Origin of the sequence: Sphingobium sp. B11D3A (genome assembly GCF_025961695.1) — a bacterium.
Taxonomy (GTDB): domain Bacteria; phylum Pseudomonadota; class Alphaproteobacteria; order Sphingomonadales; family Sphingomonadaceae; genus Sphingobium.
In genome coordinates this window covers 951,051-976,691 of sequence record NZ_JAOQOE010000001.1, presented here as the reverse complement: position 1 = coordinate 976,691, position 25,641 = coordinate 951,051, and the positions used below count along the sequence as shown (strand labels likewise).

23 protein-coding genes are annotated in these 25,641 nt (G+C 65.1%); 20 read left to right on the top strand and 3 right to left on the bottom strand.

The genetic code is table 11. The features are described 5' to 3' along the window. The first annotated feature begins 6 nt into the window (after positions 1-6). The 16 genes from M2332_RS04680 to M2332_RS04605 all read left to right on the top strand — a co-directional run bounded on the left by M2332_RS04680 (position 7) and on the right by M2332_RS04605 (position 15,855). On the top strand, positions 7-369 hold the full coding sequence (locus M2332_RS04680) for a nuclear transport factor 2 family protein (RefSeq protein WP_264574893.1): 363 nt from the start codon (positions 7-9) through the stop codon (positions 367-369). After that, complete coding sequence (locus M2332_RS04675; protein WP_181560082.1) at positions 366-557, top strand: hypothetical protein; 192 nt, start codon at positions 366-368, stop codon at positions 555-557. The genes M2332_RS04680 and M2332_RS04675 overlap by 4 nt, the downstream gene beginning before the upstream one ends. Beyond that, positions 550-1,215 carry a complex I 24 kDa subunit family protein gene (locus M2332_RS04670; protein WP_264573156.1) on the top strand — a complete coding sequence of 222 codons (666 nt, stop codon included), beginning with the start codon at positions 550-552 and terminating at the stop codon, positions 1,213-1,215. Before M2332_RS04675 ends, M2332_RS04670 begins: the two co-directional genes overlap by 8 nt. Then, a complete protein-coding gene (gene nuoF / locus M2332_RS04665; protein ID WP_264573155.1) occupies positions 1,215-2,555 on the top strand; it encodes an NADH-quinone oxidoreductase subunit NuoF in 1,341 nt (446 codons plus the stop codon). Before M2332_RS04670 ends, nuoF begins: the two co-directional genes overlap by 1 nt. A gap of 2 nt (positions 2,556-2,557) precedes the next feature. Then, positions 2,558-4,570: an NADH-quinone oxidoreductase subunit NuoG gene (gene nuoG / locus M2332_RS04660; RefSeq protein WP_264573154.1), complete on the top strand. Its 2,013-nt coding sequence runs from the start codon at positions 2,558-2,560 to the stop codon at positions 4,568-4,570. Continuing rightward, the gene (gene nuoH / locus M2332_RS04655; protein ID WP_264573153.1) at positions 4,567-5,613 is read left to right on the top strand and encodes an NADH-quinone oxidoreductase subunit NuoH; all 1,047 of its coding nucleotides are present in this window, start codon (positions 4,567-4,569) and stop codon (positions 5,611-5,613) included. Before nuoG ends, nuoH begins: the two co-directional genes overlap by 4 nt. Beyond that, positions 5,610-6,092: an NADH-quinone oxidoreductase subunit NuoI gene (gene nuoI, locus M2332_RS04650; protein WP_264570750.1), complete on the top strand. Its 483-nt coding sequence runs from the start codon at positions 5,610-5,612 to the stop codon at positions 6,090-6,092. Before nuoH ends, nuoI begins: the two co-directional genes overlap by 4 nt. A gap of 30 nt (positions 6,093-6,122) precedes the next feature. Then, complete coding sequence (locus tag M2332_RS04645) at positions 6,123-6,737, top strand: NADH-quinone oxidoreductase subunit J (RefSeq protein ID WP_181560076.1); 615 nt, start codon at positions 6,123-6,125, stop codon at positions 6,735-6,737. 106 nt (positions 6,738-6,843) lie between these two features. Next, positions 6,844-7,149 carry an NADH-quinone oxidoreductase subunit NuoK gene (nuoK, locus tag M2332_RS04640; RefSeq protein ID WP_181560075.1) on the top strand — a complete coding sequence of 102 codons (306 nt, stop codon included), beginning with the start codon at positions 6,844-6,846 and terminating at the stop codon, positions 7,147-7,149. 4 nt (positions 7,150-7,153) lie between these two features. Continuing rightward, on the top strand, positions 7,154-9,280 hold the full coding sequence (gene nuoL, locus M2332_RS04635; protein ID WP_264573152.1) for an NADH-quinone oxidoreductase subunit L: 2,127 nt from the start codon (positions 7,154-7,156) through the stop codon (positions 9,278-9,280). Next, positions 9,277-10,824: an NADH-quinone oxidoreductase subunit M gene (locus M2332_RS04630; protein WP_264573151.1), complete on the top strand. Its 1,548-nt coding sequence runs from the start codon at positions 9,277-9,279 to the stop codon at positions 10,822-10,824. Before nuoL ends, M2332_RS04630 begins: the two co-directional genes overlap by 4 nt. Beyond that, positions 10,824-12,263, top strand: coding sequence for an NADH-quinone oxidoreductase subunit NuoN (gene nuoN, locus M2332_RS04625; RefSeq protein ID WP_264573150.1), 1,440 nt, complete (start codon positions 10,824-10,826; stop codon positions 12,261-12,263). The genes M2332_RS04630 and nuoN overlap by 1 nt, the downstream gene beginning before the upstream one ends. A gap of 100 nt (positions 12,264-12,363) precedes the next feature. Next, the gene (locus tag M2332_RS04620) at positions 12,364-13,083 is read left to right on the top strand and encodes a biotin--[acetyl-CoA-carboxylase] ligase (protein ID WP_264573149.1); all 720 of its coding nucleotides are present in this window, start codon (positions 12,364-12,366) and stop codon (positions 13,081-13,083) included. A gap of 44 nt (positions 13,084-13,127) precedes the next feature. Next, positions 13,128-13,916 (top strand): type III pantothenate kinase, encoded by a 789-nt coding sequence (locus M2332_RS04615; protein ID WP_264573148.1) that lies wholly within the window; start codon positions 13,128-13,130, stop codon positions 13,914-13,916. Beyond that, entirely contained in the window at positions 13,913-15,559 is a 1,647-nt protein-coding gene (locus tag M2332_RS04610; protein ID WP_264573147.1) for a ribonuclease J, read from the top strand. The genes M2332_RS04615 and M2332_RS04610 overlap by 4 nt, the downstream gene beginning before the upstream one ends. Positions 15,560-15,570: 11 nt before the next feature. Further along, the gene (locus M2332_RS04605) at positions 15,571-15,855 is read left to right on the top strand and encodes a DUF1467 family protein (RefSeq protein WP_264570743.1); all 285 of its coding nucleotides are present in this window, start codon (positions 15,571-15,573) and stop codon (positions 15,853-15,855) included. A gap of 50 nt (positions 15,856-15,905) precedes the next feature. Here the strand turns inward: M2332_RS04605 and M2332_RS04600 are convergent, their stop codons facing one another. Then, on the bottom strand, positions 15,906-18,092 hold the full coding sequence (locus M2332_RS04600) for a hypothetical protein (RefSeq protein ID WP_264573146.1): 2,187 nt from the start codon (positions 18,090-18,092) through the stop codon (positions 15,906-15,908). 268 nt (positions 18,093-18,360) lie between these two features. Between M2332_RS04600 and M2332_RS04595 the strand changes: the two genes are divergently transcribed. From M2332_RS04595 to M2332_RS04580, 4 genes are all read left to right on the top strand, one after another. Then, the gene (locus tag M2332_RS04595; protein ID WP_264570741.1) at positions 18,361-18,672 is read left to right on the top strand and encodes an Hpt domain-containing protein; all 312 of its coding nucleotides are present in this window, start codon (positions 18,361-18,363) and stop codon (positions 18,670-18,672) included. 130 nt (positions 18,673-18,802) lie between these two features. Further along, complete coding sequence (locus M2332_RS04590; RefSeq protein ID WP_264573145.1) at positions 18,803-20,032, top strand: hypothetical protein; 1,230 nt, start codon at positions 18,803-18,805, stop codon at positions 20,030-20,032. A gap of 33 nt (positions 20,033-20,065) precedes the next feature. Next, positions 20,066-21,148, top strand: coding sequence for a hypothetical protein (locus tag M2332_RS04585; RefSeq protein WP_264573144.1), 1,083 nt, complete (start codon positions 20,066-20,068; stop codon positions 21,146-21,148). Continuing rightward, on the top strand, positions 21,145-22,569 hold the full coding sequence (locus M2332_RS04580) for an ATP-binding protein (RefSeq protein ID WP_264573143.1): 1,425 nt from the start codon (positions 21,145-21,147) through the stop codon (positions 22,567-22,569). The genes M2332_RS04585 and M2332_RS04580 overlap by 4 nt, the downstream gene beginning before the upstream one ends. A 15-nt stretch (positions 22,570-22,584) precedes the next feature. Here the strand turns inward: M2332_RS04580 and M2332_RS04575 are convergent, their stop codons facing one another. Then, positions 22,585-23,178, bottom strand: coding sequence for a glutathione S-transferase family protein (locus M2332_RS04575; protein ID WP_264573142.1), 594 nt, complete (start codon positions 23,176-23,178; stop codon positions 22,585-22,587). Positions 23,179-23,437: 259 nt separating this feature from the next. Continuing rightward, positions 23,438-25,618, bottom strand: coding sequence for a 3-hydroxyacyl-CoA dehydrogenase NAD-binding domain-containing protein (locus M2332_RS04570; RefSeq protein WP_264573141.1), 2,181 nt, complete (start codon positions 25,616-25,618; stop codon positions 23,438-23,440). Positions 25,619-25,641 lie beyond the last annotated feature (23 nt).

Here is a 25,641-nt window from a genome sequence, read left to right as displayed (position 1 = left end):
GCAACCATGCTGTCCGCTGACGAGCGCATCGCCATCACCCGCGAGATGATCGCGCGCTACAATCGTCAGGATGCCGACGCCTATGTCGAGTTGATGACGGACGAAGCCTGCGAGGCGAATTATCGCGGCGCCGTCGTGCGCGAAGGCAAGGAAGGGACCCGCTCGGGCCTCGCCGCCGCTTTCGCCAAATGGCCGCAGAACCATGCGGAGATCGTCGAGGCGCAGGCCATCGGCAATTACGTGCTGATGCGCGAGCATGTCACGCGCGGCCCGGCCAGCGATGGCTCGGAGCTGGTTGAGCCGTTCGACGTGATCGCAGTCTATTCATTCGAGGGCGACAAGGTGTCGCGCGTGGAGTTCATTCGATGAGGGGCGACGCAACACCCGTCTGGTTGCATATCCTGGTGCTGAGCCTTGCCGGCATGGTGCTGATCGTGCTGGACCGCATGGCCGATGTTCCCGATGGCGTGGTCGCCGGGCTGGCCTGCGCCACGGTCTATTTCTGGCTGACCTTCGGCGCGCCGGCCTACAGCAAGCGGATCCGCGAGAATGGCTGACGCACCCCAGATCCCCGATGAAGCCGAAGTCCGCGCCCGTTGGGGCGGCTTTGCCTGGACGCCGGAAAATGCCGAGCAGGCCAAGAAGGTCATCGCGCGCTATCCCGAGGGCCGCCAGCAGTCGGCAGTGATGCCGCTGCTCGATCTCGCCCAGCGGCAGGTCGGTGCGGAGACGAACACGCAGGGCTGGCTGCCGATCCCGGTGATCGAATATGTCGCTGCCCAGCTCGATATGCCGTTCATGCGCGCCTATGAGGTGGCGACCTTCTACACCATGTACAATCTGGCGCCGGTCGGCCGGTTCCATGTGCAGGTCTGCGGCACGACGCCGTGCATGCTGCGCGGCAGCGACGATGTGCTGGACGCCTGCACCAAGCGTGGCCTCAAGAAGGGCACGACCACCGCGGACGGCCTTTTCACGCTCACCGAGGTCGAGTGCCTCGGCGCCTGCGCCAATGCGCCGATGGTCCAGATCAACGACGACAATTACGAAGACCTGACCTTTGACAGCATGACGGCGATCCTCGACGATCTTGCGGCGGGCAAGCAGCCCAAGATCGGTCCGCAGATCGACCGCCAGACCAGCGCGCCCGAGGGCGGGCCGACGGCGACGAAGGCGATGGTCACCGAGAATCATGATTATCGGGGGGAATGGTAATGGCTGACGAAACGCCCGCCGCGCCGCCGCCCTTTGTCGGCCCGCTGGAAGACAAGGACCGCATCTTCACCAACGTCCATGGCTATCAGGACTGGCGCATCGACGCCGCCATGAAGCGGGGCGATTGGGACAATACCAAGAAGCTGCTGGAAATCGGCCAGGATGGCATCATCGACATCATGAAGGCCTCGGGCCTGCGTGGTCGCGGTGGCGCCGGCTTCCCGACCGGCATGAAGTGGAGCTTCATGCCCAAGGAAAGCAAGGACGGGCGTCCGAGCTTCCTGGTCATCAATGCGGACGAGTCCGAGCCGGGCTCGTGCAAGGACCGCGAGATCATCCGCCACGATCCGCACAAGCTGATCGAGGGCGCGCTCGTCGCCGGCTTCGCGATGCGCGCGCGGGCGGCCTATATCTACATCCGTGGCGAGTTCATCTACGAAGCGAAGGTGCTCTTCGCGGCGGTGGAAGAGGCTTATGCCAAGGGCTTCCTCGGCAAGAATGCCTGCGGCTCGGGCTATGATTTCGACGTGTTCGTGCATCGCGGGGCAGGGGCCTATATTTGCGGCGAGGAAACCGCGCAGATCGAGAGCCTCGAGGGCAAGAAGGGCCAGCCCCGCCTCAAGCCGCCATTCCCGGCGGGCGCGGGCCTCTATGGCTGCCCGACCACGGTCAACAATGTCGAGAGCATCGCGGTTGCGCCCACGATCCTGCGGCGCGGCGCGGCATGGTTCTCCAGCTTCGGGCGTGAGAATAATCGCGGCACCAAGCTCTTCCAGATCAGCGGCCATGTGAACAAGCCGTGCGTGATCGAGGAGAGCATGAGCATCCCGTTCCGCGAACTGATCGATCGCCATTGCGGGGGCATTCGCGGCGGCTGGGACAATCTTCTCGCGGTGATCCCCGGCGGCTCTTCGGTGCCCCTGGTGCCGGCCGCAGAAATCATGGACGCGCCGATGGACTTCGACGGCCTGCGCGCGCTCGGCTCAGGCCTCGGCACGGCAGCGGTCATCGTCATGGACAAGTCGACCGACATCGTCCGGGCGATCGCGCGGCTCAGCTACTTCTACAAGCATGAGAGCTGCGGCCAGTGCACGCCGTGCCGCGAAGGTACGGGCTGGATGTGGCGGGTGATGGAGCGGCTGGTGCGCGGCGATGCCGAGGTGGAAGAGATCGACATGCTCTTCCAGGTCACCAAGCAGGTCGAAGGCCACACCATCTGCGCGCTCGGCGACGCAGCCGCCTGGCCGATCCAGGGCCTCATTCGCCATTTCCGCCCCGAGATCGAGCGCCGCATCGCGGCCAAGCGCGGCGGCGCCCCTGTGCTGGAGGCAGCGGAGTAATCATGCCCACAGTCAAAGTAGACGGCATCGACATCGAAGTGCCCGCCGGAGCCACCGTGCTTCAGGCGTGCGAGCTGGCCGGCAAGGAAATTCCGCGCTTCTGCTATCATGAGCGCCTTTCCATCGCGGGCAATTGCCGCATGTGCCTTGTCGAGGTGAAGCCCGGGCCGCCCAAGCCGCAGGCGAGCTGCGCGCTGCCGGCCGCTGACGGGCAGGAAATCCGCACCGACAGCGAGATGGTGAAGAAGGCCCGCGAGGGCGTGATGGAGTTCCTGCTCATCAATCACCCGCTCGATTGCCCGATCTGCGATCAGGGCGGCGAGTGCGATCTGCAGGACCAGTCCGTTGCTTATGGGCGTGGCCAATCGCGCTACGACGAGAACAAGCGCGCGGTCACCGAGAAATATATGGGCCCCATCGTCAAGACGGTGATGACCCGCTGCATCCAGTGCACGCGCTGCGTGCGCTTTGCCGAGGAAGTGGCCGGCGTGCCGGAGATCGGCGCGATCTATCGCGGCGAGAACATGCAGATTACCACCTATCTGGAGCATGCCGCCAAGAGCGAGCTCTCCGGCAATGTGGTCGATCTTTGCCCGGTCGGTGCGCTGACGTCCAAGCCCTATGCCTTCGAGGCACGGCCCTGGGAGCTCAAGAAGACGCTCGCCATCGACGTGATGGATGCTGTGGGCACCAACATCCGCATCGACAGCCGGGGCCGCGCCGTGCTGCGCGTGCTGCCGCGCGTCAATGATGACGTGAACGAGGAGTGGGCGAGCGACAAGACCCGCCACGCCGTTGACGGGCTGATGCGCAAGCGGCTGGACAAGCCCTATGTTCGCAAGGACGGTCAGCTCGTCCCCGCGACATGGGACGAGGCCTTTGCGGCCATCGCTGCCGTGGCGAAAAGCGCCAACGGTTCGGTCGCGGCGATCGCCGGCGATCAGCTCGATTGCGAGACGATGTTCGCCGCACGGGAGCTGGTCCATGGCCTTGGCGGTTCGCTGCTCGAAGGCCGCCAGGGCGGCCTGGATTATGACGTCTCCAGCCTCTCGGCAGTGAACTTCAATTCGACGCTCGCCGGCATCGAGACGGCGGACGCGATCCTGCTGGTCGGCACTAATCTGCGTTGGGAAGCGCCGCTGATCAACACGCGCATCCGCAAGGCCATCAAGAAGGGCGCCAAGGTCTGGTCCATCGGGCCGGACGTGGACCTGACCTACAAGGTGATCTCGCTCGGCAACGATGCCGCGCTGCTCGCGAACCTGCCCAAGGACGTGCTTGATGCCTTCGCTGCGGCCGACCGCCCGGCGCTCATCATGGGCGGCGGTGCGCTGGCGGCCGCGGGCGTACACGGCGCCGCACTGGCGGCGGTGAACACGCTCGGTCTGATCAAGCCTGACTGGAACGGCTTCAACGTCGTCCACATGGCTGCCGCACGGATGGGCGGGCTGATGCTTGGCTATGCGGCACAGGGCGGCGTGAAGGCGATCGCGCAGAGCGAGCCCAAGCTGCTGTTCCTGATGGGCGCGGACGATGTGCCGTTCGATCTCTTCGGCAAGAGCTTCAAGGTCTATGTCGGCCATCATGGCGACAAGGGTGCGCATGCGGCGGACGTGATCCTGCCCGGCGCGGCCTACACCGAGAAGGCCGGCACCTATGTAAACACGGAAGGTCGCGTGCAGCGGGGCGACAAGGCCGTGTTCGCGCCGGGCGATGCCCGCGAGGACTGGACGATCCTGCGCGCGCTTTCTGATGTGCTGGGCAAGACGCTGCCGTTCGACAGCTTCGAGGCGCTCCGTGCTGCCATGTATGCCGCCGTCCCGGCGCTGGCGCAGGAAGGCCTGGTCGAATTCGGCTGGTCGGCCCCGTCGCTCGCGAGCAATGCGAGCGGCCCGATCAGCCTGCCGATCAAGGACTTCTACCTGACCAACGCCATCTGCCGGGCAAGCCCGACGATGAAGCGCTGCTCGGCAGAACTGGTCATGGGTGAAGAGTTCGCGGAGGCCGCGGAATGACTGAGTTTTTCCAGACCTATCTGGGGACGGGCTTCGGCTGGTTCGTCGCCAACCTGATCCTCATCCTGCTCATCGCGCTGCCCCTCATGCTGGCCGTCGCGATGATTATCTATGCCGACCGCAAGATCTGGGCGGCGATGGCGCTGCGCCGCGGCCCGAACGTTGTTGGTCCCTTTGGCCTGCTCCAGTCCTTTGCGGACGGCCTCAAGGTCTTCCTGCAGGAAACGATCATCCCGAGTGCGGCCAACAAGGGCCTGTTCATCCTCGCGCCGATCATCACCTTCACGGTGGCGCTGCTAGCCTGGGCGGTGATCCCATTCGATGCCGGAATGGTGCTGGCGGACATCAATGTCGGCCTGCTCTACATTCTCGCCATCAGCTCGCTCGGCGTTTACGGCGTGGTGATCTCGGGCTGGGCGTCCAATTCCAAATATCCCTTCTTCTCTGCGATGCGCGCCAGTGCGCAGATGATCTCCTATGAGGTCTCGATCGGCTTCGTGCTGATCAGCGTCGTGCTCTGGTCGGGCAGCTTCAATCTCTCGACCATCGTCGAGACGCAGCGCAGCTATTATGGCTTTTTGAATGGCCACGGCTTCAACCCGCTGCTCTTCCCGATGGCGGTGGTGTTCCTCATCTCGTCCATGGCGGAGACGGCGCGGGCGCCCTTCGACCTGACCGAGGCTGAATCCGAGCTCGTCGCCGGCTATCAGACCGAATATTCGTCGATGAGCTTCGCGCTCTTCTGGCTCGGTGAATATGCCAACGTCATCCTGATGTGCCTGCTCAACGCGCTGCTCTTCTGGGGTGGCTATCTGCCGCCGGTGGACTGGGCACCGCTCTATATCGTGCCGGGCATCATCTGGCTGCTCGCCAAGACTTTCATCTTCTTCTTCATCTTCTCATGGGTGAAGGCGACTGTGCCCCGCTTCCGCTATGACCAGCTCATGCGGCTGGGCTGGAAGGTCTTCCTGCCGCTCTCGCTCTTCTTCGTATTCCTCGTGTCCGGGTTCCTGATGTTGACCCGCTATGGAGGCGGCGCATGATTGCGCATCTCGTCAAATCCTTCACTCTCTGGGAGTTTTTGAAGGCGCACGCTTTGACCTTGAAATATTTCTTCAAGCCAAAGGCGACCATCAACTACCCCTATGAGAAGAACCCGATCTCGCCCCGCTTCCGCGGCGAGCATGCGCTGCGCCGTTATCCCAATGGCGAAGAGCGCTGCATCGCATGCAAGCTGTGCGAGGCAATCTGCCCGGCGCAGGCGATCACCATCGAGGCGCAGCCGCGCGACGATGGCTCGCGCCGCACGACGCGCTACGATATCGACATGGTGAAGTGCATCTATTGCGGCTTCTGCCAGGAAGCCTGCCCGGTCGACGCGATCGTGGAAGGCCCGAACTTCGAGTTTGCCACGGAAACCCGTGAAGAACTCTATTACGACAAGGCGAAACTGCTCGCCAATGGTGACAAATGGGAGCGGGCAATCGCGGCGAACCTTGCCGCCGATGCCCCCTACCGTTAAGGCGCCGCGAAGGGACCAGAGGGGGACGTTTTGACCGTTCAAGTTTTCGCCTTCTACCTGTTCGCGAGCATCGTCGTGGCATCCGCCACGATGGTCATTCTCGCGCGCAATCCGGTGCACAGCGTGCTCTGGCTCATCCTGGCGTTCTTCAACGCGGCGGGACTCATGGTGCTGCTCGGCGCCGAGTTCGTCGCGATGCTGCTCGTCATCGTCTATGTGGGTGCGGTCGCCGTGCTCTTCCTCTTCGTGGTGATGATGCTCGACATCGATTTCGCGGAGTTGCGAGCGGGATTCGTCAGTTATTTCCCGCTGGGCGGCGCCATCGCGCTGATCCTGCTGGTCGAGCTGGTGCTCGGCATCGCCATCTGGCAGGCCGGTGAGGTCACGCTCGCGCAGCGGGCTGCGCCAACACCGACGGACATGCCGAACATCCAGGCGATCGGCGCGCTGCTTTACTCGCGCTACATCTTCCTGTTCGAGGCGGCCGGGCTCATCCTGCTCGTTGCGATGATCGGCGCCATCGTGCTGACGCATCGCGCCCGGGGCGGCGTGCGCTCGCAGGACATTGGCAAGCAGGTCCGCCGCCGGCCCGAGGATGCCGTGCGCAACATCGATCAGCCGGTGGGCAAGGGGGTAGAGCTGTGAGCCTCTTCCGCATCAACGCTCCGTTCGTGTCGAGCGTCGTCGAGACACGTGGCGCACCCCGCTTCTCGACTTCGCTCGAAGCGAACGGAAAGGGAGGTCTTTCCGCATGATCGGCCTGGGTCATTATGTCGTCGTCAGCGCGATCCTGTTCGTGCTCGGCGTGCTCGGCATCTTCATCAACCGCAAGAACATCATCGTCATCCTGATGGCGATCGAGCTGATCCTGCTGGCGGTGAACATCAATCTCGTCGCGTTCAGCGCCTATCTGGGCGATCTGGTCGGGCAGGTCTTCGCCATGTTCGTTCTGACGGTGGCCGCCGGTGAAGCGGCGATCGGTCTGGCGATCCTCGTCATCTATTTCCGTCAGCGCGGCACCATCGCCGTCGACGATGTCAACCAGATGAAGGGCTGATCGCGTGATCTCAATCATCGTCTTCGGTCCGCTGCTTGCCGCGATCATCGCGGGGCTGGGTCAGCGCGCCATCGGCAGTGTGCCGTCCAAGATCATCACGACGGGCGCGCTGTTCCTCTCCTGCGCGCTGTCCTGGCCGATCTTCATCTCCTACCTTACCGGCAATGCGCAGCCGCAGATTGTCGAGCTGTTCACCTGGATGCGCTCGGGCACGCTGGACGTCAGCTGGGCGCTGCGGGTGGATTCGCTCACGGCGACGATGCTCGTGGTTATCACCAGCGTTTCCGCGCTGGTTCACCTGTATAGCTGGGGCTATATGGACGAAGACCCGGATCAGCCGCGCTTCTTCGCCTATCTCTCGCTGTTCACCTTCGCGATGCTGATGCTGGTGACCGCCAACAACCTGCTGCAGATGTTCTTCGGCTGGGAAGGGGTGGGCCTGGCGTCCTATCTGCTGATCGGTTTCTGGTACAAGAAGCCCTCGGCGGGCGCGGCAGCCATCAAGGCGTTCGTCGTCAACCGCGTCGGCGACTTGGGCTTCATGCTCGGTATCTTCGGCATCTATCTGGTGTTCGGCACGATCGACATTCCGGCGATCCTCGCGGCGGCCCCGACCATGGCCGGTTCGACCATCGGCTTCCTTGGCATGCGCCTCGACACCATGACGGTCCTCTGCCTGCTGCTGTTCATCGGCGCGATGGGCAAGTCCGCGCAGCTCGGCCTCCACACCTGGTTGCCGGACGCGATGGAAGGTCCGACGCCGGTCTCCGCACTGATCCATGCCGCGACCATGGTCACGGCAGGCGTGTTCATGGTCTGCCGCCTTTCGCCGCTGTTCGAGACGAGCGCGACGGCCATGGCGGTGGTTACCATCGTTGGCGCGGCAACCTGCATCTTCGCCGCCACCATCGGCACGGTGCAGACCGATATCAAGCGCGTGATCGCCTATTCGACCTGCTCGCAGCTCGGCTACATGTTCTTCGCTGCTGGTGTCGGCGCTTATGGCGCCGCCATGTTCCACCTGCTGACGCACGCCTTCTTCAAGGCGCTGTTGTTCCTTGGTGCCGGCTCGGTGATCCATGCCATGCACCATGAGCAGGACATGCGCTATTATGGCGGCCTGCGGAAATCGATCCCGATCACCTTCTGGACGATGCTGCTCGGCACGCTGGCTATTACCGGCGTCGGCATTCCCGGCACCTATTTCGGCTTTGCCGGCTTCTTCTCCAAGGATGCCATCCTGGAGAGCGCCTTCGCGGCGGGCGGCCATGGCACGGGCGCGTTCTTCGTCGGCGCCTTCGCGGCGCTGCTCACCAGCTTCTACAGCTGGCGCCTGATGTTCCTGACCTTCTGGGGCAAGCCCCGCTGGGCGGGCAGCGAGCACATTCAGCACGCTGTGCATGACGCGCATGGGCATGATGCCCACGGTCACGGCCATGACGACCATGCCCACGCCGAAGCACATGGCCATGCCGAGCATGGCGCGGATAATCCGCCGGCGCAGGAAGATGCGGGTCATGATCCGCACGGCCATGGCGTCGATGCGCAGGCGACCGGCACGGCAGGCTATCACCCCCATGAGAGCCCGCTGGTCATGCTCATCCCGCTGATCGTGCTGAGCCTTGGCGCGGTGCTGGGTGGCTATGTGTTCTACTACAGCTTCTTCGGGGTCGAAGAGGGCGCCCGCTTCTGGGCGGCCAGCACGCTCTATTTCAACGAGCATCTGGTCCATGCCGCGCATGAAGTGCCGTTCTGGGTGAAGGCGACGCCGGCCGTCGTCATGCTCACCGGCCTCGTCATCGCCTGGCTGGCCTATATCCGCCACACCGACTGGCCGGCCAAGTTTACGGCGCAGTTCTACATGCTCTACGATTTCCTGCTGCATAAGTGGTATTTCGACGAGCTGTATGATCTCATTTTCGTTCGCCCGGCCATGTGGCTTGGCCGCGTCTTCTGGAAGGGCGGCGACCAGGGGGTCATCGATCGGTTCGGTCCCAATGGCGCGGCGGCAGTCGTCGTCGCCGGCAGTCGGGTCACGCGGGCCATGCAGTCGGGCTATCTCTATTCCTATGCGCTGGTGATGCTGATTGGCCTCGCCGCGGCAGTCACCTGGGCGATCATGCCGAAATGAGCCAGAGCTTCCCCATCCTTTCGCTGATGCTCGCCGTTCCGATGATCGGCGCCATCGCCTGCCTGTTCGTCTCGGCGCAGTCGGCGCGCTGGATCGCGCTCGCCGCGACCCTGATCGACCTGGTGCTGGGCGCTATCCTCTGGCTGAGCTTCGACATGACGCCCGGTGCGGCGGAGTGGCAGTTCACCGAATATGCGCCGATCTTCGGGCGGTTCGCCTGGGCGCTGGGCATTGACGGCATCGCCCTGATGCTGATCGCGCTTACCGTGTTCCTGATGCCGATCTGCATCGGCGCGAGCTGGGAATCCGTGAAGGACCGCGTCGGCGAATATATGGCGGCGTTCCTGTTCATGGAGACGCTGATGATCGGCGTCTTCGCGGCGCAGGACATCTTCCTCTTCTACATCTTCTTCGAGGCCGGCCTCATCCCGATGTATCTCATCATCGGCATCTGGGGCGGCGCGGACCGGATCTACGCCAGCTACAAATTCTTCCTCTATACGCTGCTCGGCTCGGTGCTGATGCTCATTGCGATGCTGTGGATGGTCCGCACGGCCGGCTCCACCGCCATTCCGGAGCTGATGGCCTATGACTTCCCGCCGCATGCGCAGACCTGGCTGTTCCTCGCCTTCTTCGCCAGCTTCGCGGTGAAAATGCCGATGTGGCCGGTCCACACCTGGCTGCCGGATGCGCACGTGCAGGCGCCGACCGCAGGGTCGGTCATCCTTGCCGGTGTGCTGCTAAAGATGGGCGGCTATGGCTTCATCCGCTTCTCGCTGCCGATGTTCCCGGTCGCCTCGGCCGAACTGGCCTGGCTGGTTTGGGGCCTCTCGATGGTCGCGGTGGTCTACACCAGTCTCGTCGCGCTGGTGCAGAGCGACATGAAGAAGCTGATCGCTTATTCCTCGGTCGCGCACATGGCGATCGTGACGGTCGGTCTGTTCGCCTTCAACCAGCAGGGCGTCGAGGGCGCGATGATGGTTATGCTCGGCCACGGCCTGGTTTCCGGCGCGCTCTTCCTGTGCGTGGGCATCATTTATGATCGCCTGCACACCCGCGAGATCAGTCGCTATGGCGGCCTTGCCGTCAACATGCCCAAATATGCGCTGCTGTTCATGCTCTTCACCATGGCCTCCGTCGGCCTGCCGGGCACGAGCAACTTCGTCGGCGAACTGTTGTCGCTGATGGGCATCTATCAGGCATCGAGCTGGGTCGCTTTGGTCTGCACCACCGGCATCATCCTGGGCGCCGCCTATATGCTGTGGCTCTACCGCCGCGTCGTGTTCGGCGATCTGGTGAAGGATGACGTCCGCGCCATGCCGGACCTCTCGGCGCGCGAACTGGCGCTGCTTGTGCCGATTGCCGCTGCGGTGCTGTGGATGGGCGTCTATCCCGAGAGCTTCCTGGCGCCGATGCGCGGCAATGTCGCCAGCATCGTTGCCCGCACCGAGGCTGTGAAGCCCGCCGGTGACGCCCATCTCACCAAGGGCACGGGCAAGGCCGCTACAACACATCACGAAGAACACGCCGAGGGGGCGCACTGATGGATAGCCTGGGCGTATTTGCTTCGGTCCTGCCGGAAATCACGCTGACGATCTCGGGCCTGGTCCTGCTGATGGTCAGTGCCTTTGCAGGCGATAGCGCCGGTCGCACGGTGAGCTGGCTCTCGGTGCTGGCGCTGGCCGTGGCCGGGCTGCAGCTCGCCACGCCGGCGGTGAATGCCGGCGGCCTGATCTTCGAGGGTCTCTACCGCGCCGATGCCTTTGCGAGCTTCGCCAAGGCACTGATCTTCTTCGCGGCTGCGGCCTGCATCGTCGTGGCACCGCGCTTCTTCGATGGCGACGGTGGCCTGCGTGCCGAATATCCGGTGCTGATCCTCTTCTCGTCCATCGGCATGTCGATGATGGTGTCGGCGGCCGATCTGCTGACGCTCTATATCGGCCTCGAGCTGCAGAGCCTGGCCGCCTATGTGCTCGCGAGCTTTGCCCGCAAGGATTCGCGCTCGGCAGAAGCGGGCCTCAAATATTTCGTGCTCGGCGGCCTCGCGAGCGGCATCCTGCTCTATGGCATGTCGCTGCTCTATGGTTTCTCCGGCACGACCAGCTTTAGCGGTGTCGCTGCAGCAATGGCCGATGGCCTGAGCACCGGCGAGATGTTCGGCATGGTGTTCGTGCTGGCCGGTCTTGCCTTCAAGATCAGTGCCGTGCCGTTCCACATGTGGACGCCCGACGTGTATGAAGGTGCGCCGACGCCGGTCACCGCCTTCTTCGCCAGCGCGCCCAAGGTCGCTGCGCTCGCTCTGACAGTGCGCGTGGCGATCAGCGCGATGGGACCGAGCGGCGTCGCCTGGCAGCAGATCATCATCTTCATGGCCTTGGCCTCGATCGTGCTGGGTGCCGTCGCGGCGATCAACCAGCCCAACATCAAGCGGCTGCTGGCTTATTCCTCGATCAACAACATCGGTTTCGCATTGATCGGTCTGGCAGCCGGCACGGCCGAAGGTGTTGCGGCGGTGATGAGCTATCTGTTCATCTACATCATCATGACGGTCGGTAGCTTCATCTGCGTGCTGCAGATGCGCGACGAGAACGGCAATCCGGTCGAGACGATCGCGAGCCTCGCGGGCCTGTCGCGCTCGCGGCCGGGTCTGGCGGCTGCGCTGGCGATCTTCATGTTCAGCCTTGCGGGTATTCCGCCGCTGTTCGGCTTCTGGGCCAAGTTCCTGGTGTTCGATGCCGCCGTCGGTGCGGGCCTCACGCCGCTGGCCGCCATCGGTATTGCCGCCTCGGTCATCGGTGCCTTCTATTATCTCAAGGTGGTCAAGACGATGTACTTCGACCAGCCCGCCGAGCCTTATGGCACCGCACGGAGCCCGCTGGAATATGGCCTTATGACCGCCTGCGCGGCGATCATCGTCGTGGGCTATCTGCTCAACCCCTGGCTCGACCGGGCGAGCGCGGCTGCTGCAGCCTCGCTGTTTTGAGATCGCCGCGCGTCGCCTCCCGAGCGGGGCGACGCGGCGGTGCCCAATGGGCGCGTCGATGACCCTCGATCACCGCATGGCGTCACAGGGGCGCGGCTAGATGGCGCACGCGCGCATCCATGTCGTACCGGAAACCGGCTCCACCAATGCCGATCTGCGCGCGCAGGCCGATCGCTGGCCGGACGGGCACTGGCTTCGCGCCGAGCGCCAGACGGCCGGGCGAGGGCGGCTCGGGCGTGCATGGCAGAGTCCGACGGGTAATCTCTACGCGTCGACCCTGATCGCGCTGCAGCCGGGTGATCCGCCAGTCACCGGCATCAGCCTGATGATGGGGATCGCGGTCCATGACGCGCTTTCCAGTCTCGCAGACAATGCGCCGATCCTGCTGAAATGGCCCAATGATGTTCTTGCGGATGGCGCCAAGCTGGCGGGCATGTTGCTGGAGCGGGAGGGGCAGGGGATCGTCGCGGGGATCGGGGTCAACATCACCACCGCGCCGTCGCTCGCCGACCGCCCGACCGTGGCGCTGAACTCACTGCCGGGCGGGGCCGGCTTCACTGCGGAGACAGTCCTCGACGCGCTGGTTCTTGCGGTCGACCGCTGGCTGCTGCTTTGGCGCACGGAGGGAATGGCCGCGCTCGTCCCGGCCTGGCTGGCGCGGGCGCATCCCATCGGCACGGCGCTGGTGGTGACAGGCACGGGTGACGCGCCCGTTCACGGTCGCTTTGCTGGCCTGCGCGACGATGGTGCGCTGATGCTCGCCTGTGACGACGGGACACAGGCCGTCATCCACAGCGGCGATGTCGGCATATTGCCTTGAATTCGACGCGGGAAACGCGCAACGCCGCCTGAGAGGATCAGCCCATGTTGCTAGCCATCGATGCCGGAAATACCAATGTCGTCTTCGCGCTGATCGCGTCCGATCGCACGATCCGCGCGCGCTGGCGGATCGCCACCGATCCGCGCCGTACCGGTGATGAATATGCCGTGTGGATCAACCAGCTGCTCCAGCTCGAAGGGCTGGGCATGAAGGATGTGACGGCGGTGATCGTCTCCACGGTCGTGCCGCGCGCGCTCCATAATCTCGACGTGCTGGCCCGCAAATATTTCGGCGTGGAGCCGCTGATCGCCGGCAAGCCGCCGGTGGAATGGCATATCAATGTCGACGTGCCGATGCCGCAGACGCTCGGCGCGGATCGCGCGCTCAATGCCGTCGCCGCCCATGACGCCTATGAAGGCGATCTCATCGTCATCGATTTCGGCACGGCAACCACCTTCGACTATATCGATTATACCGGCGCCTATAAGGGCGGGATCATTGCGCCGGGCATCAACCTGTCGCTCGATGCGCTGGTGAACAATGCCGCGAAACTGCCCCGCATCGCCATCGAATCCCCCCGTAACAATGATTCCGTGATCGGCCGCACCACGGAAGACCAGATGCTGATTGGTGTTTTCTGGGGATATGTGGCAATGATGGAGGGGCTGGTCATGCGGATGCGCAAAGAGATCGGCCGCCCGGCGACTGTCCTTGCCACCGGCGGCCTCGCCATTTTGTTCGACCAGAAGACCGATCTCTTCGATGCCATCGTGCCGGATCTCACATTGACCGGCCTGGCACTCCTTTATGAACGCAGCGGAAAAAGTGCATGACGCCAGGCGATGAACTTCTCTTCCTGGCCCTTGGTGGGTCAGGCGAAATCGGCATGAATCTCAATCTCTATGGCTGTCGTGGCAAATGGTTGATGGTGGATCTGGGGGTGACCTTCTCCGATCCGTCCTTCCCCGGGATCGATCTCATCATGCCGGACACCGCGTTCATCGAGGAGCGGCAGAAGGATCTGCTCGGCATCGTACTCACCCATGGGCATGAGGATCATATCGGCGCGGTGCCCTATCTTGCGGCCGATCTCGACGTGCCGATCTATGCGACGCCGTTCACCGCCGGTCTGGTGCGGGGCAAGCTTGCCGAGGAAGGTCTGACGGACAGCGTGACGCTGCATGTCATCCGGGAGGACGAGAGCTTCGAACTCGGCGACTTCCGGATGCGCTATCTGCCGCTGGCGCACTCGATTCCTGAAGGGAATGCGCTGCTGATCGAGACGCCCTTTGGCCGCATCTTCCACACCGGCGACTGGAAGCTCGACGACGAGCCGCAGATCGGCGTGCCCTCCACGGCGGAAGAGCTGAAGGCTGTGGGCGACCAGGGCGTATTGGCGCTCGTGTGCGACAGCACCAATGTGTTCAATCCCGAGGCCAGCGGCTCGGAAGGCTCTGTGCAGGCCGATCTGCTGAGCACCATCGCCGGCGCCAAGGGCAGGGTGGTGGTGACCACCTTCGCCAGCAATGCCGCGCGTTTGCAGACGCTGGCCAATGTTGCGCGGCTCACCGGCCGCAAGCTCTGCGTGGCGGGGCGCTCGCTCGATCGCATCATCACCATCGCCAAGGGCTGCGGCTATCTGCAGAATCTCCCGCCGATGCTGGACTTCGACGCGATCATGGCGGTGCCGCCGCGCGAGGCGATGGTCATCGCCACCGGGGGCCAGGGAGAATCCCGCGCCGCGCTCGCCCGCATCGCGACCGATCAACACCCGATCAAGCTGGATACCGGCGACACGGTGATCTTCTCGTCGCGCAAGATTCCCGGCAACGAACTGGCCATCGGCCGCATCCAGAATGCGCTGGCGGCCAAGAATGTAGTGATGATCACCGAGAACGATGCGCATATCCACGTCTCAGGCCACCCCGGGCGGCCGGAGCTGGCGGCGATGTATGGCTGGATCCGGCCCGAGATGATCGTGCCAGTGCATGGCGAACTGCGCCATATGGCCGAACAGGCGCGCTTTGCCGCCGAGCAGGGCATCGAACGCGGCATCGTGCAGACCAATGGCGACATCATCCGCCTCGCCCCGGATGGGCCGCACAAGATCGGTGAGACGCGCGCCGGGCGCCTCGTGCTGGATGGCGACGTGATCCTGCCGGCCGATGGCAACACCATGAACGAGCGTCGCAAGATCATGATCCATGGCCATATGAGCGTCGGCCTCGCCATTTCCGCCAAGGGCAAGATGCTGGGCGTGCCGGATATCCGCACCAAGGGCGTGCCGGTGGAGGATGATCGCGAGCAGTTTCTCGCCGATGCCGCCAAGGCCGTGGGCGCGGTTGTCGCCAAGGGCAAGGAGAGCGGGGACGTCGAGTCCCTGCGGGAAGCGGTGCGCATCGGCGCGCGGCGCGTGGCGTTCGAGTGGACCGGCAAGAAGCCGATCGTCGACGTGACGATCGTGCAGGCCGGCTGAGGGAGGCGAGGATGCAAATCGGCTCCGCGCTGGCGATCTATTTTCTGATCTGGTTTCTCAGCCTGTTTCTGGTGTTGCCGTTCGGCGTGCGCACCAGCGACGAGCTTGGGAAGGAGAAGGTGCCGGGGCAGGCGGACAGCGCACCCCATGAGTTCCGTTTCTTCCGCATGATCCTGCGCACGACGGTGCTTTCCGCCCTGTTCTTTGCGCTGTTCTACGCGAACTGGGAATATGGCTGGGTGACCATCCGCAGCTTCGACGGGTTTTTAAATGCGCCGGAGAGCCTCCGGCAATAAGCGGGGAGGCGGGCGCGCGGTTTCAGCCGCGCGCCCCGCTCAGTTCGGCCTCAATTTGGCCGAAGCCGGTCGATGCCCTGTGCAAGCGCCACGTAGAGCTTGCCGATATCCGACGAGATCATTGTCAGCGCCAGGGTGCTGCCGTCCTTGGCGGCCATCACCGTGCGCAGCAGCATTTCGAAGTCGCGGATGTAGCGGTTCACATGCTCGCGGAAGGTGGCATCGTCCTGATAGAGGGCGTGGATCTGCTTCGCCTCTGCATTGTTGACCAGCTTGGTCGCGCGCCGTGCGAATAGGCCCTGGTCGCCCTTGAGATAGGCGTTCCAGTCGCTGTCCGAGACATCCTTGTCGAACCACTTGCCGACATCGATGGCGTGCTCGCCCAATGCGCCGATGAGCATGGCCGATCGTTCGGAGATCAGATCGCGGTCCTGCGTCTCCAGCTTCTCGCGATGTGCGCTGATGGCGAGGTCGAGCGTCTTGCCGGCTTCGGCGAGGGTCAGCATGTCGCCGCTCAGCTTGTGGGTGGCCTTCTGGGCGGTCTGCGCAGCCTCGTCGGCCGCCTGAGCCAGCCGGGCCAGTTCGCTCGAGACGGTCGCCTCAACCACCTGCCGGATGGCCTTGTCGCTGGCCACTGCGAGCCCCTGCGCGGCTGCCGGGATCACGTTGTCCATCGCTTCTCGCGCGCGTGAGGCAGCAGCGTCGGCGGCATTGCGGACTTCGCCCAGCGCTTCCGCCAGACGCGGGCCGACCGTCTCGCCAAGCACCTCCATGCCACGACCTGCCTGCTCGACCGCATCGGCCAGCGCCGCGATTTGCTGGCGCTGCGCGGAAAGGGCATCCTGAGACTTGCACAAAGCCTCGGTGAGCACGCTGAGCTGGGTGTTGGTCGCCTTGTCCGACTCGCGCAACTGGCTGACGACGCCGGTCGCCACCGCTTCCACGGCTTCAAGCGCCGGCCCTGCCGTGCGGATGCGCTCGTGCATCGTGCCAAGCTGGCTTTCAACCCGGCCAATCGCGGCCGGCAGGCTCTCGTCCAGCTCGCGCACGCTGCTGTCCAGGGCGAGCAGCAGCGCTTCGGTGCGCTGGATAAGTTGGCCGGCATGGCCATCGCCGCGCCCCAGCGTCTCGATCAGGGCCTGGGTTTCCCCTGACAGCCGGCTGAGCGTGCCGGAAAGCTGCTGGGTGCGGGCGAGCGAGGCCTGCTCCAGCGCATCGAACGAATGCGCAAGCGCGGTTGCCTGCTCGCTCGTCTGGGTCAGCCACTGCGTGCTCCTGCCGGTCTGCCCTTCCAGCCGGACATCGAGGCTGTCCAGCAGGGCTTCCATCTCGCGGCAGGTGGCCGCGAAGCGATCCAGACCGCCGCTGGATGCGCGGTCGATCGCCGCGGCGCTCTGTTCGACGAGCGCGGCCAGCGCGGCGTTCTGCGCATCAAGGCGCTGTTCGGTCGCATCGAGCACGGATTTCACGCGGTCGATGGTGAGATCGAGACGGGCGGAGGAGAGTTCGGAGAGGTTGGTCAGCTCTTCTCCCGCGTCATGCGCTCCGTCACGCAGACCGGAGATCTGCGCCGAGAGCGCCTTGCCGGCATCGGTGAGCTGCAGGCGGACTTCCTCCGCCACCAAAGCTGTCGCCTGCAACTGATGATCGAGGGCATCGTGGCGCTGGCCCAGATCGCCACCGACCCGCGCGAGCGTTTCGCCCAGTGTCGCCAGCCGGTCCTCCAGCTTGGGCAGCGTATCGACCATCGCGGCGAGACGGTCGCCGACGGCACTCACGCGCGACAGCGAGGTCGTGCTGTTCTGGCCGAGCAGGTCGGTCTGCGCGGCGATTTCCGTCATGGATCGGCGCAGGGACTCGCTCGCCGCCTCGGCTGTCCGGGCGGTTTCGCGGGTCTGGCCGGCGAGCTGGCCGTTCACGTCGGTAAGCATGGTCAGGGCCTGGCGCGCTTCGCTGGTGATTTGCGCGGCGTCGTCGGCGCTGAGCGAGGCTACAGCCGCGGCCGGGCGTCGCATCAGGATCACGGCGAGGCCGCCAAGGATCAACAAGGGTGCCGTCGCGACTGCGATCAGGTTGATCAGCCATGCGGAGCGCGCGCCGATGTCCGGATCGGTCCCACTGGCGACCACAAGCGCGACCCAGCCGACGGCAATGACGCCCAAGCCCCCCAGAGCGGCTTTCCGCGCCGGGCTGAGCGGTTCGCTCTCTTCGGCGCCGTTTGCGAAGGATGTGGCCATGCCTTGATCTCCCCCAGAGGAACGATCGGGAAAGGCGGGCGCGTCCCAGCCTGCATCCGACTCGTTGCGGCGCGAGACGCCGTCCTGTTTCACGTGTTCTGGCCCCTTGTTGATGCCGCTAATCTGGTCGATATCCCGCCCATCCGTACCGTTTTGGGACGGATTTTCGACTTTTCGGGCGTCGGACATGACATTTCCTTAACATGTTCCCTCTGAGGGGGAACCCGGTTTTACACTCTGTTCACCTTTCGAAGGTTATCAGATGGCCATGGCATATGATCCTGGCACGCTCGAAGCAGCCCTTGCTGCGGCAGTCGGTTCCGACCGTGCGCTCATCGCGGATTTGCGTCGCGCATTCCTCGAGAGCGCAGGCCGGCAGGTTGATCTTCTCGCCCGTTCCCGCTGCGATGCGAACTGGACGATGGCGGCGCTGCGACTCAAGGGGCTGTGCGCCAGCTTTGGCGTTAATCGCCTGATGAACCTTGCCGACGAGGCACTGGTCGGCGCGCCGGGCGATCCGGTCATCCTGCGGCGCATCACCCAGGCGCTCGCGACGGTCGGGGCGGAAAACGAAGACTGACCGGCCGACCGCATGTGTCGGCTGATCACTCTCACGGCATCCCCCTGTGTCGAAATGGGGGCCTTGCAATCGGGCCACCGCATTGCCAGACAGATTGTCTGTGTCGAATGTCGGTCTCTAGGTAGCATCCATGGTGCTGGTCGCTCTGCTCAGTGCGCGCAATGCCGCACGGGACGGTCTGCAGTCGCCCGTGTCATCGGCGCTGCTGGATTTTGGCGGCCAGAGCCTCATCGAATATCAGGCGCGGCTGGCGCTGGGCGCGGGCGCGGAAAAGCTCATCATCCATGCGGATGCGGCAGCGGCCGAGGCGGACTTGCCCGGCCTCACTCGCATGGCCGATCACATCGCGCGGGAGACCGATTGCCCGGTGAGCGTGGTGCGCGACATGCCGGAACTGGCCCGCACGATTGGGCCGGAAGACCTTGTTCTGCTGATGGCGGAAGGCGCGGTGATCCCCTCAGAAGCGCTCGACGCCCTGACGATCAGCGGGGGCGAGGCGGTGCTGGTGCTGCCCTCGGGCGCGAGCACGGCCAGCTTCGAGCGGCTGGATGCCAGCAGCATGTGGGGCGGGGCGTTCTGTGTTTCCGGGGCACGGCTGCTCGCAACGCTGGATATGCTGGGCGAGTGGGATCTGGTGCTCACCTTGCTCCGTCGCGCCGTTCAGGATGGCGTGGAGCGGATCATGCTGCCGCCCGAGCCGGTGCTGCAGGGGCGGCTGGCCTTCCTCACCGATCAGTCCAGTGCCGATCTGGCGCTGAATGCGCTGAGCGATTACGCCCCCGACGCAAGCTGGCGCGATGGCGGCGGCGTTGCGGCCTTGCTGGCGCCGCTCTCGCGTACGTTGCTGCGCGAGTTGATGCACCGGCAGGCGGAACCGGGACATATCGCGCTGCTTGCCGTGCTGCTGTGCGCGGGCAGTGTGGCAGTGGGGCTCAGCGGATGGGCTTTTCCGGCGCTGCTCCTCATGCTGCCGGCGCTCGGCATCGCGGCGCTGGCAAATCGTTATGCCCAGCTGACCCTGCGGGCGACTGGTCGGCGTTGGCCGTTGGCGCTGGTGCAGGGCGGCGCGCTGCTGCTGCTCGGCATGACCGGTTTGCGGGCGGCAGGAGCGGATCCGCTGGCGCTCACCACGGTGCTGTTCGTGCTGCTGTTCCTCACTCTTTTCACCTTCGGGTCGGAACGAACCACGCCCACCGCGCTTTGGGAAGTGCAGCTTCGTCCCGGCGTCCCGGCGGCATTGCTGATGGTGCTGGCCGGCGTTATCGTCGGCTATGTGGGAATAGCCTTTGCGCTGCTCGGCTGGGTTCTGGCCGGTCTGCTGGCCGCGCGACTGTTCCATGTGGGAAGGTCCGAATTTTAGGGCCTGTTAAGCCTGTTTGGCTAGGGATGGGGCATGACGGGCGTGGGTGAACCGGTTCAGCAACGCCATGGCGGCGAGCGGGAAGGCGCGGTGTTTGCCGCGCGCTTTGCTCGTGGGCTGGCGCTGGAGGTTCGCCATGGCGCCGATCTCGCGCGGCTGGCCGACGATGCGCCGGGCCGCTGGACCGATGCCTTGCTGGCCGAAACGCGGATCCATCTTGCCGGGCTGATGAACGCGGTCGAGCAGGCGCTGGTCGCCGGACTGGCCCGTGAGCCTGTGGCCTCGGCCTCCGCCATGCCCGATACAGGCTATGCGCGGCAGGCGATCGAGCGGGACATCGCCGTGCTTTCGCCGGACTTGCTGCGCCATCTGCGTCATCGTGCCTGCGTGTCGCTGCTGATGCGGCAATATCGGCTCGAGGGTCGCCATGGCGATCGCTCGCGGCTGGAGAGCGAGGCCAGCGACAATGGTCGCTATCTCGATGCACTGGCTGGCCTCGCGCTGGCGGAGCGCAACTGGTGCGGGCCGATGTTGCTCGACGCAACGATCCTGCCGGACCTGCCGGCCGAGCTCTATCACGATCTCGTCTGGACCGTCGCGGCCCTGCTGGTAAACGGGAGTAGCGCACAAGCCGCCGGCGCCGATCCCATGCTGACGACGGCCATCGCGCGCGCCGCCGAGGGGCTGATTGCCCGTCATGATGAAGGGCAGGGCGCCATCGCACAGGCCCGCCGCTGCGCGCGTGCGCTTAATTCGGATCAACGCTTCGCCATCGCCCCGCACGCGCTGGCGGAAGCACGGCTGCTCCTCTTCGCTGCCATCGTGGAGTGCGAGGGCGGCATTGCGCTGGACGAGGTGCTGGAGGCGCTGATCGGCCCGCAGGATCGCGATCGCTTCGCCCTGTTGCGGGTTATGGGCGTGGACGATCCCGGCGCTTTTCAGGTCGCAGAGATGCTCGGCCCGGTCACCGGTCTCGCCGAAGGGGGCGATGCCGCGCTTGTCGCGTTTGTCGAGAGCTACCGCGCCTTTGACGCGGAACAGGCCATGCAATGGCTGCTCGACCGGATGAACCCGCGCGAGCTGGCGGACAAGCTCGCTCTGCTGGACGGCCGATGACAGTCGCGCCCCCCGGCACGGAGCCAATCCTGGCGCGGCTGGACGGCGACGGTCGCATCATCTCGGCCGACGCGCCGCTTGCGCGGTTGCAGGCCGATGCGGGCGGCGATCCGCATGGGCCGCTCGCCATTCCTGCGCTGGCCGCGCTCGTCCGCCTCGCCGCGCGGCTGCGCATCCCGATTTCTCGCGCGGTGCAGGCTGCACAGGGCGAGGCCGATCTCAGCATGTGGGTGCAAATCCGTCCCGAGGCGGACGGCTATGCCATGTCCATCGTCGACTGGCAGGTGCGCGCTCCGCGTCAATGGCCCGGTGAACTGGGCGTGCTGATGGCGCGCCGTCTGGCGCCCGCCGAGCCGGGCTGGCCGTGGCAAGTGGATACGCAACTGCGCTTCCGGCAGGTTGCGGCCGAAGCCGCCGCCGTCGGGCATGAGCCGCCCCGCGATGGCGAGCCGCTGACCGCCTATTTCCGCCTCGATGCGATCATTGCGGACGATGTGTCGCCGATGCCGCTGGTCGAGGCGCTGGCGCTGCGTATGCCGTTCACGGACCAGCATGCGCGCCTGCGGGCCGACGATGCGGTCTCCTATCGCATATCCGGCGAGCCGCTGTTCGATGAGCATGGCGCGCTGATGGGCTATCGCGGCCGCGCCGTGCCGCAGGAGAGCCAGCCCGCACAGGAACCCCGCGTCGAGGCAGAGGCGCCGTCTGCGGAGATCCACGATCTCTTTGGCGATGGCATGTTCGATGCCGGCTTCGCCCCCCGGCTGGACCGCGCCCTGCGCCAGCCGATCGGGCGGATCATCGCCAATGCCGGCAGCATTGCCGCGCAGGCCCATGGTGAACTGCGCGAGGAATATGCAGGCTATGGCGCGGACATCGCCCAGGCCAGCCGCCATCTGCTAGATCTGGTCGATGACTTGTCAGATCTTCACGCCATTGAGCGCCCCGATTTCCGGGTGGCGAAGGAGCGCGTCGATCTGGCCGATCTGGCGCGCCGAGCCGCCGGCCTGCTGCACGTCCGTGCGGGCGAGCGCGGCATTCGCATCCAGACGCCGCCGCTGGGCGAGAGTGCCATGGCCTGCGGTGAGTATCGCCGCGTACTGCAGATCCTCGTCAATCTCATCGGCAATGCGGTGCGGCATACCCCGCGCGACAGCACCATCTGGGTCCGCGTCGATAGCGAGGGCGGGCGTGCCCGCGTCGTCGTTGCGGATCAGGGCGGCGGCATCGACCCCGCCGATCACCAGCGCATTTTCGAGCGGTTCGAGCGACTGGGCCTCTCCGGCGGGGATGGCAGCGGGCTGGGGCTCTATATCTCCCGCCGTCTCGCACGCGCGATGAGCGGCGATCTGACGGTGGAAAGCGCGCTGGGGCAGGGCGCCCGTTTCACGCTCGATCTGCCGGTGTGGGCGGACGCCTGAGCGGAGACGGCCTGCTCAGGGCACCCGCAGCCCGCGCAATTCATAGCCGATCGACTGTTCGATCTCACAGGTCTTGCGAACGGCTGGCAGCGCCATCATCCGGTCGTAATGGGCGGTGAGGCCCGGCCAGTTCTCCACCGGCAGGGCGAGCGTGTGTCGCATCCGCCAGAATAGACGGAAAAGGTGGATGTCGGCCACCGAAAGCCTGCCGCCTACCGCCCATTCCTGACCCGCAAGCCGATGCTCCGCTTGTTCGAGCGCGGCCTCCGCGCGCTCTTGCCCGGCAATGAAGGAGGGATGCAGCGTCGACGCGGCGAACGACATCCAGGAGAGAGCCTGCGCGGTGCCCATGGGATCATCCGGCAGCAGCGCGGCCTCGGGAAAACGCCGCGCGAGATAGAAGAGGATGGCCGCCACTTCGGTCAACGTGCCCTCCTCGGTCACCAAGGTCGGCACCTTGCCCTCGGGGTTGATCGCGAGATAGGCCGGCTCAGCCTGTTCGCGCTTGGCGAAGGAGAGCGAACGTAGCTCGAACGGCGCCCCGATGTGCACGAGGGCGATGTGCGGGGCCATCGAGCTGGCGCCGGGGGCGATGTAGAGCGTGAGCATGGGTTGTCCTCCCTGATGCCGGCAAAGGCTGTGACAAGCTTAATCCTTCTCCCCTTGGGGGAGAAGGATACGAAGCCTTGCCGCTATGAGCGGCTAGGCGCAGTTGGATGAGGGTTGGCGGATCTATGGTCCGCGCGATCCCGTGGATCGCATACCCCTCTCCCAGCTTCGGCTAGGCAGCACGCTGCCAAGCCTTCGCATCCCTCTCCCTCAAGGGGAGAGGGTACAGGGCGATCCGGCTGCTCGGCCGATTATCCTCTCAGGCGGCCTTCACCTGCGCGCCGTCATAATAGCCGTGGCCGCTCGCTGCCATCTCCCGCAACTGCTCAGGCGGCGCGAAGCGTTCGCCATACGCGGCTGTCAGCCGATCCAGCACCTCGACCACCTTCGCAGGGCCGATCGTGTCGATCGCGCTGAACGGGCCGCCCGTATAGGGCGCGAAGCCCCAGCCAAAGATTGCGCCGATATCGCCATCTTGCGGCGTCACCAGCACGCCCTCGGCGAAGCAGCGGGCGCATTCGACCAATTGGCGGTAGAGCAGCCGCTCTCGCACCTCGGCCGGCGTCGGCTGGTTGAGAGCGCGGGGGAACTCCGCCGCAAGGCCGGGCCAGAGCGCCTTTTTCCCGCCGTCCGCCGGATAATCATAATAGCCCTTGCCGTTCTTGCGGCCGAGGCGGCCGATCTCGACCATATGCGCGACGACATCATCGGCCTTCGCGGGCAGATAGGCATCGCCCAGCGCGGCCTTCGCGGCGAGCGTCACCTTATGGGCCAGCTCAATGGAGACCTCATCCGAGACGGCGAGCGGGCCGACCGGCATGCCCAGCTGGCGGCCGACATTCTCGATCAGCGCGGGGTTGATGCCCTCTGCCAGCATCTGCGCGCCTTCCTGCACATAAGTGCCGAAGCAGCGCGAGGTGTAGAAACCGCGCGAGTCATTGACGACGATGGGCGTCTTGCGGATCTGCGCGACGAAATCGAGCGCCTTGGCAACGGCGGCATCGCCGGTCTGTTTGCCGAGGATGATCTCGACCAGCGGCATCTTTTCCACCGGCGAGAAGAAATGCACGCCAATGAAATTTTCCGGCTTCGACCAGGCCTTGGCGAGGCCCGAGATCGGCAGGGTGGAGGTGTTGGAGCCGAAGATCACGTCCGGCCCCAGCACGGATTCGACCCGCTGGGTGATCTCCGCCTTGATCGCAGGGTCTTCGAACACGGCCTCGATCACGAAATCGCAGCCCTGCAGCGCGTCCACGCTGTCCGCCGGCATGATGCGGGCGAGGGCTTGTTCCATCTTATCCGGCGTCATGCCCCGGCCGATGCGCTTTTGCATCTGCGCCTGCGCATGGGCCTTGCCCTTGTCCGCCGAGGCCAGATCGCGGTCGAGCAGCACCACGTCGATACCGGCCTGCGCCGCGACATTGGCGATGCCCGCGCCCATCATCCCGGCGCCAAGCACGGCCAGCTTTCTCGTCGGGGCCTTCTCGATGCCGGCGGGACGCCGCGCGCCGCGTTCGGCGGCCTGCTTGGAGACGAACAGCGTGCGGACCATGTTGCCCGCCTGCGGATCGGCCACCACCTTGGCGAAATATTTGCTCTCGACGCGGATCGCCCGATCCATGGGCAACTGGATGCCTTCATAGACCGCGCCGAGCAGGGCGTGCGGCGCATGGATGTTCCGCTGGGTCTGCTTGGTGGTCATCACCGTCGCGGCCATCATCGTCTGGATGAAGCCGGGGTTGAACTGGCCCGATCCGCCAGGGACCTTGAAGCCCTTGATGTCCCATGGCTGGGTGTGGGCATCGGGATTGGCCTTCACCCAGGCCTTGGCGACATCGACAGTCTGGCCCGGGTCGGCCAGTTCATCGACGACCTTCATCGCCGCCGCCTCGGCCGGGCGCCAGCTCTTGCCTTGCAGCATGTACATGAGCGCGCCCTGGATGCCGATCAGGCGGGGCAGGCGCTGTGAGCCGCCACCGCCGGGGAACAGGCCGACGAGGATTTCCGGAAGGCCGATCTGCACCTTGGGATTGTTGCTGAGCACGCGGTGATGGCAGGCGAGAGCGAGCTCCAGACCACCGCCCATGGCCGTGCCTTCGATGGCAACCGCGACCGGCTTTCCGCAGGTCTCAACTTTGCGCAGCAAGTCATTGAGGGTGAAGACATTGTCGAACAGGGCGGCCATGTCGACATCGCCGGTTGTCGCCTCGCGCAGCATGGCCGAGAGATATTTGAGGTCCATGCCCGCCATGAAGCCACTGTCCTTGCCGGAGCAGATGACGGCGCCCTTGATCGCCTCCTCGCTGCCGATCCGTGCGATGGCGGCGGCGAAGTCGGTCAGGAAGTCGGGCGTGATGACATTCATCGACTGCCCCGGCACGTCGATGGTGAGAAGGGCGATGCCGTCGCCGTCGATCTCGGTCGTGATGGTCGTAGCCATATGTGCCTCCTGACTCGTTCGTC